The organism is Gimesia chilikensis, from assembly GCF_007744075.1.
Taxonomy (GTDB): Bacteria; Planctomycetota; Planctomycetia; order Planctomycetales; family Planctomycetaceae; genus Gimesia; species Gimesia chilikensis_A.
Window position 1 is genome coordinate 3,102,248 of the sequence record NZ_CP036266.1, and the last position, 15,028, is coordinate 3,117,275.

The 15,028-nt window shown below is 53.5% G+C and carries 11 protein-coding genes; 4 read left to right on the forward strand and 7 right to left on the reverse strand.

What is annotated here, in order from left to right; translation table 11 throughout:
• Positions 1-42 precede the first annotated feature (42 nt).
• The 5 genes from HG66A1_RS11815 to HG66A1_RS11835 form a co-directional block, all read right to left on the reverse strand.
• Positions 43-357: a hypothetical protein gene (locus tag HG66A1_RS11815; RefSeq protein WP_145183762.1), complete on the reverse strand. Its 315-nt coding sequence runs from the start codon at positions 355-357 to the stop codon at positions 43-45.
• Positions 358-378: 21 nt separating this feature from the next.
• On the reverse strand, positions 379-819 hold the full coding sequence (locus HG66A1_RS11820; protein ID WP_145183765.1) for a hypothetical protein: 441 nt from the start codon (positions 817-819) through the stop codon (positions 379-381).
• Between the two features lie 172 nt (positions 820-991).
• Complete coding sequence (locus HG66A1_RS11825) at positions 992-1,726, reverse strand: MBL fold metallo-hydrolase (RefSeq protein ID WP_145183768.1); 735 nt, start codon at positions 1,724-1,726, stop codon at positions 992-994.
• 95 nt (positions 1,727-1,821) lie between these two features.
• Positions 1,822-5,943: an FAD-dependent oxidoreductase gene (locus tag HG66A1_RS11830; RefSeq protein WP_145183771.1), complete on the reverse strand. Its 4,122-nt coding sequence runs from the start codon at positions 5,941-5,943 to the stop codon at positions 1,822-1,824.
• A gap of 69 nt (positions 5,944-6,012) precedes the next feature.
• Positions 6,013-7,188 carry a sialidase family protein gene (locus tag HG66A1_RS11835; protein ID WP_145183774.1) on the reverse strand — a complete coding sequence of 392 codons (1,176 nt, stop codon included), beginning with the start codon at positions 7,186-7,188 and terminating at the stop codon, positions 6,013-6,015.
• A gap of 130 nt (positions 7,189-7,318) precedes the next feature.
• Between HG66A1_RS11835 and HG66A1_RS11840 the strand changes: the two genes are divergently transcribed.
• Positions 7,319-8,377, forward strand: a complete 1,059-nt coding sequence (locus HG66A1_RS11840) for a GntR family transcriptional regulator (protein WP_145183777.1) — start codon at positions 7,319-7,321, stop codon at positions 8,375-8,377.
• Positions 8,378-8,402: 25 nt separating this feature from the next.
• Here the strand turns inward: HG66A1_RS11840 and HG66A1_RS11845 are convergent, their stop codons facing one another.
• Together HG66A1_RS11845 and HG66A1_RS11850 are read right to left on the reverse strand one after the other, a co-directional pair.
• Positions 8,403-9,500: a linear amide C-N hydrolase gene (locus tag HG66A1_RS11845; RefSeq protein ID WP_145183780.1), complete on the reverse strand. Its 1,098-nt coding sequence runs from the start codon at positions 9,498-9,500 to the stop codon at positions 8,403-8,405.
• Between the two features lie 245 nt (positions 9,501-9,745).
• A complete protein-coding gene (locus tag HG66A1_RS11850; protein ID WP_145183783.1) occupies positions 9,746-11,362 on the reverse strand; it encodes a phytoene desaturase family protein in 1,617 nt (538 codons plus the stop codon).
• Between the two features lie 213 nt (positions 11,363-11,575).
• Here HG66A1_RS11850 and HG66A1_RS11855 point away from each other — a divergent pair, with 213 nt between their 5' ends.
• From HG66A1_RS11855 to HG66A1_RS11865, 3 genes are all read left to right on the forward strand, one after another.
• The gene (locus tag HG66A1_RS11855; protein WP_145040038.1) at positions 11,576-13,132 is read left to right on the forward strand and encodes a sulfatase; all 1,557 of its coding nucleotides are present in this window, start codon (positions 11,576-11,578) and stop codon (positions 13,130-13,132) included.
• 224 nt (positions 13,133-13,356) lie between these two features.
• On the forward strand, positions 13,357-13,791 hold the full coding sequence (locus HG66A1_RS11860) for a hypothetical protein (RefSeq protein ID WP_145183785.1): 435 nt from the start codon (positions 13,357-13,359) through the stop codon (positions 13,789-13,791).
• A 140-nt stretch (positions 13,792-13,931) separates the two neighbouring features.
• Entirely contained in the window at positions 13,932-15,023 is a 1,092-nt protein-coding gene (locus HG66A1_RS11865; RefSeq protein ID WP_145183787.1) for an acyltransferase family protein, read from the forward strand.
• Positions 15,024-15,028: the final 5 nt, after the last annotated feature.

Genomic DNA, 15,028 nt, shown 5'->3' on the forward strand with positions numbered 1-15,028 from the left:
ATAATCAATGGCACTTCATCTGCTGCAAATATGAAAAAGGAATCACCCCGTCTGTTTCGTAACGGTGACTTCTTTCTGGTGTAGCGAGTACTTCAGAGACTCAGGACTTTTTACCACCGTCAGCCCGGGGACTTGATAGTGCTCCATATCAGAAAAATGGGGTTCACCTGCAGCATAAACATACCCGCGACGAATCAGACCATTCTCCAGTTTTAAAGTTTCGGGAACGCCACAACAGGGAGCCAGGCAACGAATGACATCCAATTCCGGCCAGTAACTCTCTACATTTTCAAGAATCCCCAGCAGAGTCCATGGCCGACCACAATGCTTACAAATCTGATCCTCTCTGTGTTTCATTGACTTTTCATCCATCTAAACTCAAAACAGCCCGACGCGCTCAAACACCCGATAGGGGCCGTAGGGAGACTGAGGGGGCTGGTTGTTCCACCAGGACCAGTGGCAGACAGATTTTCCGTCCAGGTCAAACACGACAGTCACGCTGACTTCTTCACCCTTCCAGGTTCGCAGTAAATAGTCCTGGGGCGGACCATAACCGGCTGACTTTGGATTCGTTTCATCCAGTAACATAGTGGAATTAACAATCACTCCCCTGGATTCTTTTGTAAGGTCGGGGGGCGTCCCGATGATGGCATCAGCGTCCTCCACACTGGTCCCCAGTCGAATTTGTGCCGTTTTGATCTCAAGCGGTGTTGGCTCATGCTGCGCACTGTGCTTGTTGTAGACCAGCATTATCATCAGCAGTAGAAAAACGACGGACGGGCCGAAGAGGATCAGTAACTTTCTAAAAGACGGATGCATTGGACAGAACCTCGCGAAACATTCCAAAGGACTCTCACGGTTTATTCTGACGGATCTCAATCAAGCAGGCAAGCACTTTTTCAGTCTGCCGTCTCTCAGCATGATCTCTTCACCAATAGAAACGTTCGTATTTTAAGTCCCTTGCGTGGTGGAAGAAAATGGCCTTGGTTCTTCAACCGAAGACCGACTTCATCGCGGTCGACAGATCCCGAAAGGCCTGTTCCCCATCTCCGGCGAAACTGGAACCGTGCATGATCGCCAGCGTTTTGGGTTTCAGGTCCGCCAGACGGTTGAGAATTCGGTCCGTCTGTTTCGTGTAAGGGATATAATCGGCCAGCGGTCCCGCCTGCATCTGCTGCATCGCGGCCAGCACCTGTTCTGACAGATCGCTTTCGGTGAGCGCATCTACATTCCCTCCCTGATGGAACAGATCCGAACAGAACAGTGTCCCCTGCGTCTCTTCATAGAGCAGACCCGCGTCCCAGCCGTGCGGCAGCTGTGCGGTCGAGCAGAAGCGGTACTGATATTTGCCCGTGTTAAGTTGCTCGCCGTCGACCATCCCTTTGGGCGGCCGGATCGCGAAGTCATTGATATTCACCATTGCCGAAACCAGGCTACAGACCGGCTCCGCCCCGGGAGCCACTTCCAGCCACTGGTTCAGCGCCCCGCATTCATCCGACTCGAAATGACTGAAGGCGATATACCGCAGTTTTGCAGGATCCATCACCTGCGCGACCGCTTGCTGTACCAGCGGAAAGCTGGACTTGTACCCGGTCGTAAACAGCAGCGGTGCGTCATCCCGCACCAGGAAATAATTAAACTGCAGATCCAGGGCTGGCGCATAACATCCAATCCGAAACACATCCGGAGCGATTTCATTAACGGTGGGCGTATCGAAGTCGAACATGGATGCTTCCTGAAGAAAGAGCACTCTGGGAATGAAGAACAAAACGTTCAGATCATACTTCAACTGCGAAAACAGTCAACTTGAGTTTCAGATCCTCAGGAAGACCGTGGTTCAACACTTCCCCATGCTTTTAGGAGAAACGCCCCGCGCGTCTCCCCCGTCGCTGGCGATGTTTCCTCTTCCGCCTGCTGGACCTCTACAGCCAGCTTACCGGGATCCGATGTCCCCTGCTCCATCTGTTTCAGCCCTCGTTCCCACACATCATGGACCGCTTTGGTTAGTGGTTCGTTCAGACGGGCGTTATAGTCGTTGAAGAAGCCTTTGGTGGCGAAGTACTGGGCGGCGGGGATTGAGGGATCTGAGTTGTTGACTTTCAGGTCGTTGAAGAAACTGACCAGCTGCCGGCGGCGGACCAGCGTTTTCAGTAGCAGGTCGGGATTGAGATCCGCAGGCGTGGTTCCCTGCTGCTTTGCCAGGGCGGCGGCGTAACCAGCGGCTTCGCCTGTGGAGAGAAAGACCGGTTCCAGGCGGATTGCGCCCCAGGCGATGTGGGTCGCGGAGAGGCAGACCGGCACCAGCAGATTGTCGACCCCCTGCGGCAACAGTGCGCGATATGGAATCTGAGACGGGCGGGACTCTTCGGTCAGGATCAGTTTGCCGTCATATTTGAAGCCGGGGCGGCTGTCGGTTGTGCAGGAGTGCGAGTCCATGTACCAGTCGGTCACCGCGATGCTGTCCTGGTGGATCGGTGTGCGATGGTAGCCATCCGCCAGCATCCCGTCATTTTCGTTGAAGACGTGCCGGCCCACGATCCGCCGTGCTTCGCGGACGTACATTTCGTAAGGCACGTGATCAAAGTCGGCGTATTCGTCTTTAGGCAGCCCCCATTTAAGGTACTCCTGTCGTTTGGTTTCCGGGATTGATTCATCGTGCTGCAGGAACCACATCAGTCCCAGGCCGAAGTCGAGGTGCTGCTGGATGATCTTCTCGCGGGTCGGCCAGTCGGCTTCAGGATAGGCATGGTTATGACCGGGCATGATCGGGCTGTTGACGTGTGATTTGTGGTTTGGCCCCTGGCTCGCCGGGATGTACCGACGGTGAAAGTCCAGGTAGTTTGCACGATCATAACTCGCCGGCTTTGGGATCGGCAGCCGGTTGGCGGGATCAGACGTCACACAGAACCGGTAGTTATAGGCCTGCACTGCGCCATCCACCGAGAATGGGCTGGTGGGATCGATACTCCCCTGACGGGCACCATAGACGCGGATGTTGAGCCCCTCATTGACGATGCTCTCTGGCCGATGACCGTCAATGTTGACGAAGACTTTGCCCGCGTGTGGCTCGTTATATTCATCGCGGGCTTCGCGGCCCACGCGGTAAGGGACGTCGGCCAGCGCGAACAGATCCCCTTCATAGGTGGCATCAACAATCGTGGTTCCCTTCACCTGAATCGTCCCGGGCGTGCCGTATCGGCAGAGGGTGACTGATTTAATGAGGGAGCCCTGGCGATCGACGTCCGTCGGGTAGTGGTGCAGGAGCAGTGTGATGTTCTTTTCCTGCGCCACCAGCCGGTTGTACTCCCGCTCGGCGACGTGTGGTTCGGCCCAGCCGATCGGGTATTTTTCATGGGTATAACGGACGGTCTGATGATCGCGCGAGTCGCGGCCGAAGGTGTCGATATAGTAGTTTTCGATGTTTTCCAACAGCTCGCTGAACAGCGGGGAACGCGGCCCGCCATACAGGGCGTCCCACTGCATCAGACCGTTGGTCATCATTCCGCCGATATGCCCGTTGTGCTGTACCAGCAGGACCGAACACCCTTCGCGGGCCGCCCGGACGGCTGTTGCCACACCGCCCCCGGTGCCGCCGACCACAATGACGTCATAAGATTTCCCGGCGACTTCATCCGCGTCCGCAGACGGTGCCAGCTGGACCGGCTCGGTGGAGTGCCGCGTCGATTCACCGGGCGTGCGGGGCAACGTCTTTTCCGCCAGCGGGGAGAAGGCGACCTGTGCTGCCTGGGCCGCGTTGGGCTGACTGAATTTCGGTTTGGCTTCCATCGTCAGCTGAGGGTATCCCGATTTTCGTTTCCCCGTCCGTTCTGCTTCAGCGAGTTTCACGGGCAGCAACTGCAGGCCATCGACGACGACATAGCCGTCGGCCCCTTGATTGGAAACTGTGACGGAGGCAGGCTGTCCTGCTTCAAAGTGAAAGGTTCCCAGCGAGACTGGCACCTGTTTGACCAGCGCTGGCTGACGCTGATTGATAATGACGGTTTTCTTGCCGTCGGCACTTTGAATCATCACCGGAACTTTACTGGAACGGTTCGGATGCCAGGTATAGAGCAGCCGGACTTCATAGTCGCCTGACTGTTTGATCGCGGGAGTGAACCGGGCCGACTTCTGGCCCCGGTCCTTGTTTCCATCGTGGGAATAGTTCCTGCCGATTGGTGAAGGCTGACCGTTACTCTCCGCCCAGCTGCCTATGAATTCAGCGTCGGAATCGTCGAGTACGATGCCCGGTAATTTTTCGGGGTTTACGATCACTCGTGCAGTCGACTTCCCGTTTTGCACAGGTGCGGGCCAGTCGAGTAGTTGCCCGTCAGCCAGCAGCTGGGTGCGGAGTCGCTGGTAATTCACTTCCTGAATAGCGCATCCCACATCGATAGCCTGGCTGGCAGCGGTTGCGGCGGATTGGCTGAGAATCATCAGCACTGGTTCCATGCGGGTTGAACCAAAAGCGACGTGACTGGCGGAGATCGCGAAGGTGACCAGCAGGTTATCGCATTCTTCTGCCTTGGGGACGATTGCGTCGAAACCGATCGGATAGGGGCCGCGGGTGCTATGGTGACCCAGCAGTTTGCCTTCCCGCACCATTATTCCGTTGTGCACGATCCGGCGGATTTCGTGGATGTCGATGCCGTACGAGGCCAGACCGACCGATTTGGGGGCGACCACCTGGTGGCGACAAAAATGTTCGGTCATCACCAGGTCGGAGACCATCCGTCGCGATTCGCGAATATAGAGCTGGTGCGGCCAACCTCCGTTATCCTGGAATTCGTCTTTACAGAGCCCGTAGCGACTAACCTGATCACGTACTTTCTGCGGAACGCGTTCGTCCGTCTTCAGAAAGTAGAAGAGGCCGCGGGCGTAGTTTTCGTGTTCCTTGATAATCTGCTGACGCTCAGCGTGTGAGGCTTCACTGTACCCCTTGTTGCCGCCGACGTAGTTCAAACCGAAATAGGCGGTGTTGAAATCAAACTTGCCGTTGGGAAGGGCATCGTGCTTGGTAAACCAGCGGAGGTCCATATCATCGCCTGCTTTCTCACAGGCAGCGATATAGCGGGCCACGATCTCGTAACGGGCCGGGTCGTAGTTGGCAGGAGGTGCGATCGGGATCCGGTTCTCCGGTTGATCGGTGACACATAAACGGAAGCAGTAAGCCTGTACTCCGGGAGCAGCTTCACCGATTGTTCCCAGTTCTCCTTCCTCGATCAGGGGTAGCAGGCCGCTTTCCGGTTTACCAGGGATTTTGTATGGATCGAGGGGGATGGCACGATCCCAGAGCCCCCGTCGATCTTTGCGGCGGCCGATTTTGTCATACTTACCAAAATGGACTTGAGGGATTTCATACAACTGTACGCCGTTCAATGTTTCGTCGTATTGTGAATTGGCTTCACGGGTCAGCGAATACGACACGCCGGCTGCGGCCAGCAGATCGCCTTCGTAGGTGCAGTCGATAAACATCTCTGCTGCGATGCGGGTCCCCTGCTCTGTGGTCAGTTCCACGATCCGTGGTCCCTGCTTTTGAACTTTCTGTAGTGGTTCTCCCCGGATGACCTTCACGCCGGCTTCTTTGATCATTTCTTCAAAGACTGTTTCTGCGACGTGCGGCTCCAGTCGCGTTTCCAGCGGCTTGCCATATTTCTTACCGATCCGTTCGTAGAACTCGCGGGCCATGCCAGCCACCGTGGCTGACTTTCCCATATCAGAGAAGCTGAGTCCACCGGAACTCATGCCGCCCAGGTGCTGGCCCGGTTCGATCAGGATAGCGGTCTTACCAAGACGGGCTGCTTTGACAGCTGCAACGACACCACCAGAGGTGCCGCCATAGACGCAGATGTCGACTTTATGGTCTGGTTCTGCAGCAGACAGAGGGGACAGGATTACGAGGAGGCTGTAGAACAGCACAACAACTAGGCTGAGGGAACGAGGCATGATCAACTTTCAATCGAGTTCGGTGAGCGTAACCGGTGAGGAGGGACGAATGAATTACAACAGACAGGCTCAATCCTCTAATATCCATTTCAATGGAAATCGAGCCACTGTCAAGCCGGTTGTGTCGTAACCGTTATTTTTCAGGCCGCCATCTTCATAGAAGCAGACAATGGTGCCATCAGGAAGGGCTGCCAGATCGCTATAGCCACTGATCCCTGGTTCAAGCACTCTTTTGCCGCTCCAGGTCTGGCAGTCGTTGAAGCTTACCTGCAGTGTCAGGTTTTTGCGGTCCCGGTTGGGGCCTCTGCGTTTGCTGGAACCTTCCAGGTTGTCGGGATTTGCAAACACGATGGCATTCTGAGGCTGAGGCTTGCTCGCCGGAACGCGCAGGATGCTGCCCATGCAGACCGGTTCGAGCAGTTGCGGATCAAAATGTTTATCAGTCCAGCCGGTCGCGCCGTTCTCACTGATGGCAATCAACCGACGGTGCGGCTTCGATTCGGTGCGGATATTCACGAGGACTTTGTCATTAAACAACTGGACGGCAACCGTTTCGCTGGGATTGACGATCGTCTCGCCTGCGATCTGCTCCCCCTGGTTGACGATGATCTCGCCACGGTGCCAGGTCTTGCCGTGATCGTCGCTAAAGATGGTGGAGACGCAGGAAGGACGATGTTTCTTCCCTCCGGTGGAAAGCCAGACTGGTACCAGCAGCCGCCCGTTCTGTAGTTGAATACCATGTCCGGGACCGGTGGCGATGACATTCCAGTCGTACTCTTTGCGGAACTCTTCAAAGACCGGGGTGATTTCTACGCGAGGGCTGAAGGTCTTTCCGTCGTCATTACTTTGGGTGTAATAACAGCGGGCATAGTTTTCACAATAGAGGAGATGCACCTGTCCGGTCTGAGCATCGTTAAAGGCAATGACATTGTTGACTGTTTCTTCTTTCGCATTGTGAATGACCTGTGGCTTTGCCCAGGTCTGTCCCCCATCGGTACTGCGGCGCATCAAAATATCGATATCGGCCCAGTCGCCAGCTGTCTTGCGGGCTTCGCAGTAAGCGAGCAGTGTTCCTTTGCTGGTGGCAATGATGCCCGGAATTCTGTAGTGGTGATATTGACCATCCCGGGCGGAAAAGATCATTGTCTTTTGCAGGTCACCTGCTTGAGTGGCCTGCAGCAGGCTCAAGGTCATCAGCAGGAACAGGGAACAGGTTTTCGCCGGGCGCAGGAGAAAAGGGGGCATGGGCTGATTTCCAGTAAAAAGGTTTAATAATATTTTTGTTGCGATATTATTATCTGTATCGTAATATTATAAAAGTTGATCCGGAAATCAAAGCAAAAACTGTCCTTTTTCGAGTGAATGTACTTTCTCAATGAAACCAGCGATTGTGGATCTGGCCGAGCGAATCCAGTCCGATATTCAACAGCGAAAGCTGCAGCCCGGGGATCCCTACTACACAACCAGTGAAACAGCACGTTCGTTTCAGGTCAGTGGAACGACTGCCAACCGGGCTCTGCAACTGCTCACTCAGCGACGGGTTCTGGTGCGTAAACAACGGGCCGGTACGTTCATTGCTGATCCGGAATCAAACCAGACTGAGCAGGCCCTGCGTCGCGTGCATCTGGTGGTACACCAGAAATATCTCGAACGGGAAGGCCTGCTGGCCGACGGTATTCTGATTGGCCTGCAGCGGGAACTTCCCGAGGCAGAACTTGAATTCAACTTCCTGCCGCACCGGGATGAAGAAGCGTATGTGGAAGAGATTGTGAACCGGGCGCTCAAGTCGAACGAGACTGAAGGCTTTGTTTTGCAACGAGCACAGGTGGGCGTGCAGCGGATCCTGCAGGAGAGCGGACTGCCGACAGTTGTAAATGGGGTACTGCAACCATCGATTACTGGCCTGGCTCATATTGACCGGGATCAGGGGGAGATTGGTCGGCTCTTATTTCAGCATCTGCTCCAACAGAATTGCCAGCGGGTACTGATCGTATTTCGCGATCAAGTGACAGCCGGCGATCATCTTCTACTGGATGCTGTGCAGCGGGAGATGCACGGCGCAGGCTGGGGAATCGATCGGCTGACGGTTCGCTGTCTTCCGGCAGATGATCGGGCGATACAGGTCTCCGCTCAGGATGTCCTGAAACGCTCCTCAGATAAGCATGGAATCCTCTGTCGCTCTGAACCAGCGGCCCAGGCGATTGCGGCGATTATTTCCGAACTGAATTATACGCGGAAGAAGCAGCCTGTAATAGTGGTCGCGGATCATTTTGCCCGCGAGCAAGCCCCCTGCCTGTTCCCGCATATTCGCCCCTGCCTCTCTCCCGAAGCTTATGGGCAGGAGATTGGCAGGATGCTGGTCAGGCAGATGAATGGGGCAGCGCCAAGAAATCTGTTTTGCAACGTTTCGGTTGAGCTCGTCAAACCATCCTGATGCGATTTAGGAACTCAAGCGTGTTTCAGCGGGCACAGCCAGAGACATCGATGATCTGTTCGGGACCCTGGATGGAGATTGTCTGTATTTCCGGAGCATCCAGATTCAGGCAACCTAAATTGACCATCCGGATACTGCTGTCGTCATATGTGCGAAAGTAGTAACGCAGGTTTGTCAGATCGGAGACGCCGGTCCACATAGTGTAATCGCCGACGACTTTTCCCTGTTCGACTCCGCGAGCAACTCCTTTGGGAATGTCGAACTGATTCAAAATGTGAAATGTCTGTAGTACTCCCTCTTTCGCAGTTGTGACCGGAAATGCCGACGAAGAAAAAGCGACAGCACGTACAAAGCGGGATGGCGGTGTAAAGTCGCCAGGCAGGCCGAGCATTCCACTTCCCTGTCCGAATCCTTTTATTTCGACTCCTTCGACTTTGATATCGGATATATTATTGGTGAGCAGGTTGACGTAGTTGCTCAGGTTAGTTATCTGCCAGTCAAACGTTGGCGCATTGGTCAGAACACCCAGTGGGTTCTGATGGATATTCAACTCACCATTCACGTATTCGATTACAATCGATTTTCCACTTGTGTCATTGGCAATGTAGTGGAACGGGGGGACGCCACCCAGTTGAGGCATGACCACGTTGCCGACTTTGATTTTTTTTACCGCAGAAGTTACTTCATCGACATTCCGGCAAGTCCCCATCAGGTACAGAGGCAACTCAACAGGAGAAATACTGTGGGCCAGATCCTCCTCAGACAAATTTTGATAGTCAGTATAACCGGGAAAATAGAAGATGCCGACATGCAGCCCTTTTTCGTTAAGACCATCGACGATCACCGGTAGATTAAAGGCGTTCATACCGACCATCGCATAATTCGATGTCCAGCTTAAACCCGGTTTCTGATTCGGAGTACTTCCGACATTCTCACGATTACGGGGGATGATGATGATGTTGGATTTCAGGTCTTGAGCGAATTCCAAAGTACGGCCGAAGATGGCTGAACCATCTTTGGGCTTGATTGTGATCCCGGTGCAGGCGGATGTATCAGAAGCAGGAATTGAAAGAGTTAAAACAAGGGCAACCAGGATGGCAGGCAAACCTGTGAGGCGTTTCACGGTATTTCTCCCGGGTAGAGAATGAATTCAAGTTGTCAGTGACTCGAACATTATCACTAACGTTGGTTTCGGCACTCTTTGATTCGGCTGAAAATGGAACAAAGGATGAGCATTGCGCAAGACATTTCGTTCCTCATCTTGAATTGTGGGACAGGATATCGACAGCACCGATTACGAGAGCTGGAACTGTTGCGAAAGCAAACTGAGACTTCTTTTTTATCAGCGTTCCCTGATGTATGCACTGATTAATTTTTGCCATCGCGGAGCATCTCCCGTGCTGCATTGCGACCGCAGGCGCCCATCACACCCCCCCCCGGGTGCGCGGCACTCCCACACAGATAAAGTCCCTTGATCGGAGTTCGGTAATCACTCCAGCCAGGGACGGGGCGTAGATTATAAAGCTGATGGGCGGGCATTGCCCCCTGAAAGATATTGCCGCCGGTTAAGCTGAAGGTTCGTTCCAAATCAAGTGGAGAGAGAATCTGGCGATGCAGGACTGATGCAGGAACGTTGGGGGCGAATTCCGCTATCCGTTGCAGGCAGCGGTCGGCGAACTCTTCTTTGATTTCGTCCCAGTTCCCCTGCTTAAGCTGATAGGGGGCGTATTGCACGAAAAGAGAGAGGATGTGCTGGCCTTCTGGTGCCAGGGTGTTGTCGACTGCAGTGGGGATCGTCATCTCGATAATCGGCTTTTGTGAGGGCATGCCATACTTGGCATCGTCGTAGGCCCGTTCTATTTCTTCGCAACTGGCGCCGATGTGGATAGTTCCCCGATGTTGTGGGCCGGGTTCATTATGGCCAGGCAGACAGGTGAAATCAGGTAGTTCACTAACAGCTACGTTGATCTTCATGCTGGCGCTGCTGTAATCGATGCGGCTGACCGCTGCAGAGAAGTTCTGAGGAAGTGTTCCGGCAGGGATCAGTTTTTCGAATGTCACATGTGCGTCGGCATTGGAGGCCACGCTCCGCGTGGCTATTGTTTCACCGGAGGAGAGGCGGACGCCGGTTGTCTGCTGTCCCTGGATCAGGATTTCATCCACCGAAACGCCGGTACGGATTTCGACACCGGATGCCTGGGCAGAGGCGGCCATGGCCTGACTGAGTGCGCCCATTCCCCCCTCGACGTAACCCCAGACACCACGCGCACCACCGGCAGAACCCATGACGTGATGCAGTAAAACGTAGGCGGTTCCGGGGGCGGAGGGGGGCTGAAAGGTGCCGATGATTGCGTCGGTTGCCAGTGTTGACTTCAGAACGTCTGATTCAAACCAGCGATCCAAAATCGGCAGAGCTGGTCCGGTGAGCAGTTCGATTGCTTCCGGGATTGTTTCTCCCAGTCGTTTCAGTGACTGATGCAGGTGGTAGGCTGTTTTCGTGTCGCGGAGTTTTTTCCCCAGGCCGATTGATCTCCAGGATGCGGGGAGAGGAAGCAGGTCGGGAGGAGTCTGTACCAGCGCAGGCTCCAGGCACTCGGCGATTCGTTCCAGCATCGCTTCATAGCGGGGGAACTGCTCTGCATCGCGCTGGCTGAACTGCGCGATCTGTTCCTGGTTTTGTTTCAGATCCGGTCCCAGCAGCAAAGAACGCCCATCAGTACAGGGGGTGAAGGAACTCGGATTGCGCGGCAGGACACGATAACCATAACGAGCCAGTTCCATTTCCTGTTCAATTTCAGGCAGCAACAGGCTGACCAGGTACGACGCGGTAGAGACCTTAAAGCCGGGCCAGAGTTCTTCGGTCACACAGGCTCCGCCCACAAGCTCGCGGCGTTCCAGGACCAGCACCTTCCAACCCTGTCGTGCGAGTTGATGTGCACAGACCAGTCCGTTATGCCCTGCTCCAATAATGACACAATCGTACATTCCATTGTTCCCTTTGTGGAAAATTACGTATGGATTTACAGCCTGTATTATGCGGAGATTTACAGGTGTTGCCAGAGTACGCGTTGTTTCCCGAGCTGCTTTTATTGTATTGGCTTGTGCCCTTTGCTAACTTGGGAGTGTATAAGTTTAATCCCGTCTGTGTGACAATCCGTCTCTAACCAAGAATTACTCTCAATTTATACTGGTGTTGCCATGCGATTGATTTCGACGCTCTGTCTACTGGTCCTGATGGGGACCACTTCCCTGTCCGCCGCAGATTCCGCTCCTGCAGATCTCAAACTGGAAAAGATCAAAGGTGCCAAACCGCGTAATGTGGTCTTTATTCTCGCGGACGATCATCGTTATGACGTGATGGGTTTTGCCGGTCATCCCTGGGTAGAGACTCCTGCAATGGATGCGATGGCCAAACAGGGGGTTTACTTCAAGAATGCAGTCGTTACCACCTCGCTCTGCTCTCCCAGTCGGGCTTCGATTCTGACCGGACAGTATATGCACAATCATGGTGTGGTCGATAATAACGTACTGACCCCGCCTGGGACGAAATTCTTTCCCCAATACCTGCAGGCCGCCGGCTACCAGACAGGTTTTTTCGGGAAGTGGCACATGGGCGGTCACTCGGACGACCCACGGCCCGGTTTCGACAGATGGGTTTCCTTTCGCGGCCAGGGGCACTATTACCCGCCCGAACATTTGAAGAAATGGTCATTGAATGTCGATGGCAAAAGAGTTCCGCAGAAAGGTTACATTACCGACGAACTGACGGACTATGCCATCGACTGGTTGAACGAAAGTGTCAAAACGCAGGATAAACCCTTCTTCATGTATCTCTCACACAAGGGAGTGCATGGGATGTTCCACCCTGCGGAACGTCATGCGGGACGCTACAAAGATAAATCGATGCCGATCCCTAAAACGATGGCCAATACCTCTGAGAATTACTTCAACAAGCCGATGTGGCTGAAGAACCAGCGAAACAGCTGGCACGGTGTTGATTTTGCCTATCACCAGGATACGGATATCGAAGAGCATTATCGTCTATACTGTGAAGCCCTGCTGAGCGTGGACGAATCGATCGCTCGCGTGCGGAAGTGGCTGAAAGACAACGGCTATGGTGAAAACACACTGGTCATGTACATGGGGGATAACGGCTTTCAGTGGGGCGAACATGGCCTGATTGACAAGCGGACCGCATATGAAGCGTCCATGCGTGTGCCTCTGGTCGGCGTCTGTCCCGGTCTCTGGAAACCAGGCACCGTGGTAGATGAAGTCGTCGCCAACATCGATATCGGCCCTACCTGCCTGGCAGCTGCCGGCTTGAAAACACCGCCTCAGATGGATGGTCAAAGTTTCCTGGAACTGGCAGCAGGGAAATTACCGGCAGCCGATTGGAGGAAGAATATTCTCTATGAATATTACTGGGAATTCAATTTCCCTCAGACGCCAACGACCTTCGCACTGCGGACACCACGTTATAAATTCATCCAATATCATGGTATCTGGGATATTGACGAACTTTACGACATGGAGAAAGATCCATTGGAACAGCACAATCTGATTTTTGATCCTGAATATCAGAAGCAGATCAGAAAGATGCGGGCCGATCTGCATGCGATCCTGGAGAAGTCAGAGGCGAACCGAGTTCCCTTCAGTCACAAACGGAGCATGGGAGCTAACCTGCGGCTTGAGAGTGGATCAAAGCCGGCTGATTTCAACGATAAGCTGTTGCGGGAGAAAAATGCTAAAGAGTAGCGGCTTTGGATCTAAAAGAATTATTCCAGACAAGTCATGTGGCTTCCATTCACTTCGGGTGCTGGTCGGTACACTCCTGTTGAATCAGTCGATTTTTCTGATTGATGAACCACTCTCCTGAAATGACATTGCCAGCCGTTTTCAAGGAGGTACAATTGATCGTGGGCCGACTAAAGGACTGAGCTACCCGCGCTCTTTCTCCTCAAACCAGTAAAGGAGTCGTGATGACTGGATATCATGAGGACGATCCTCGGACGCAATTTCATGTGTGTCCCAGCTGTCGAGCAGACATTGATCGTAACAGTAGTCGTTGTGAATTCTGCAATTGTGAATTCGATTTTGAACCTGCTTTTCACGAACCGGACACGCGGCTCGCAAGTTCAGAAGAGGAAGTCAATACCGATAAAAGAACACGTTATCTGGTGTTGTTGACCCTGAATATTGCCACCGGGCTGGTGGGGGTGCTGGCATCGTCTCTGGAAGAGGCGGCCCCGACTCGGCTCTCACCCCCTGAGTCTCCACGGATCTCTGCGGAACAGCGGGAAGAGATGGTTCGATATCTGCAGCAACAGAGTCGAGCTCATGTTGAGGAACTGAATGCCCGTTTGGAGCTGAAAGTGACTTCGGGCGAACGTAGATCGGTTCCGATTCGGTTTTAAGCTCCTGTATGCAAGCAGTTTTGACTACCTGAACCGCTTTAAAGCAGTCTCGTTAATGACCCATATTGACAGAGTTTGCCTGTTTTGCGACAGTCCTCGCTGGTACTTCGCCGCTCACACTGTCAATTTCGGGTCAGAAAATGGATTTACTGCCACTCGATCATCCCCGCCTCAAGAAGAATAACTTTGATCTGCTCAGGCTGCTGCTGGCTCTGACAGTCTGTCTGGTGCATGCAGCGGAACTTTCCGGATTTAGTCCGTTAGCTGCGCTGCCTGAATATCTTTCATCGCGGATTGCAGTCCAGGCATTCTTCGTCGTCAGCGGGTTTTTGATCGTGATGAGTTACGAACGTTCCTCTTCGCTTTCCTCTTATACCAGCAAACGAATCAGACGGATTTATCCAGCGTACGTTACCGTCATTTTACTGGCAGCCCTTGGACTGGTTCTGGTAAGCCGTCTATCTCTGACTGAGTACTTTTCTTTTACCTGGGTAAAATATCTGCTGGCTAATCTGACGTTTCTGAATTTTCTGCAGTCCACTTTACCGGGAGTCTTTGAAGCGAATCGGATGCCGGCGGTGAATGGCGCGCTCTGGACACTGAAAGTGGAAGTGATGTTTTATGTTTCCGTTCCAGTGCTGGTATATTGCCTGCGGCGTGTCCCCCGCTTGCCACTGCTGATTCTCGTTTATGTCGTGTCGATCGTATATGCCCAACTGTTGCTAGATGCTTCAATCCGGACAGAGAATCCGTTTTATGAACAGCTGGCACGCCAACTACCCGGGCAGCTTTGTTTCTTCATCGCAGGAGCGGCACTGTTTTATTACCTGCTTTTTTTCGAACGTCATATCAGACTTTTGGTCACTCTGGCGACTGTCATGTTGCTGACGCATCACTGGACTCCCCTGCCCTGGCTGCAACCTGCTGCGCTGGCAGTGATTGTCCTGTTTTTCGGTCTGTTTCTGTATGCAGGCAACTTTGGAAAGTATGGAGATTTCTCCTACGGGGTTTATATCCTGCACTTCCCGCTAATCCAGTTGCTTTTGAACGCCGGTTGGTCTGAAGAGCATGCCTGGTCTTTCCTGGGGACAGCGGTCTGCCTGACGTTGCTCGGGGCAATCCTGATGTGGAATCTGGTCGAAAAGCGGTTTCTGCTGCGAAGCAGTCACTACGTCAGTTCAGAGAAAGCTGAGCCAAAAACTGATCCTGCTAAGCAGCCAGTCCGGATCTGATGCGA

Excerpts from the sequence above, each read along its gene's own strand:
- HG66A1_RS11820 (WP_145183765.1), bottom strand. The coding sequence starts at position 819 with ATGCATCCGTCTTTTAGAAAGTTACTGATCCTCTTCGGCCCGTCCGTC.
- HG66A1_RS11830 (WP_145183771.1), bottom strand. The coding sequence starts at position 5,943 with ATGCCTCGTTCCCTCAGCCTAGTTGTTGTGCTGTTCTACAGCCTCCTC.
- HG66A1_RS11815 (WP_145183762.1), bottom strand. The coding sequence starts at position 357 with ATGAAACACAGAGAGGATCAGATTTGTAAGCATTGTGGTCGGCCATGG.
- HG66A1_RS11850 (WP_145183783.1), bottom strand. The coding sequence starts at position 11,362 with ATGTACGATTGTGTCATTATTGGAGCAGGGCATAACGGACTGGTCTGT.
- HG66A1_RS11840 (WP_145183777.1), top strand. The coding sequence starts at position 7,319 with ATGAAACCAGCGATTGTGGATCTGGCCGAGCGAATCCAGTCCGATATT.
- HG66A1_RS11835 (WP_145183774.1), bottom strand. The coding sequence starts at position 7,188 with ATGCCCCCTTTTCTCCTGCGCCCGGCGAAAACCTGTTCCCTGTTCCTG.
- HG66A1_RS11855 (WP_145040038.1), top strand. The coding sequence starts at position 11,576 with ATGCGATTGATTTCGACGCTCTGTCTACTGGTCCTGATGGGGACCACT.
- HG66A1_RS11825 (WP_145183768.1), bottom strand. The coding sequence starts at position 1,726 with ATGTTCGACTTCGATACGCCCACCGTTAATGAAATCGCTCCGGATGTG.
- HG66A1_RS11865 (WP_145183787.1), top strand. The coding sequence starts at position 13,932 with ATGGATTTACTGCCACTCGATCATCCCCGCCTCAAGAAGAATAACTTT.
- HG66A1_RS11860 (WP_145183785.1), top strand. The coding sequence starts at position 13,357 with ATGACTGGATATCATGAGGACGATCCTCGGACGCAATTTCATGTGTGT.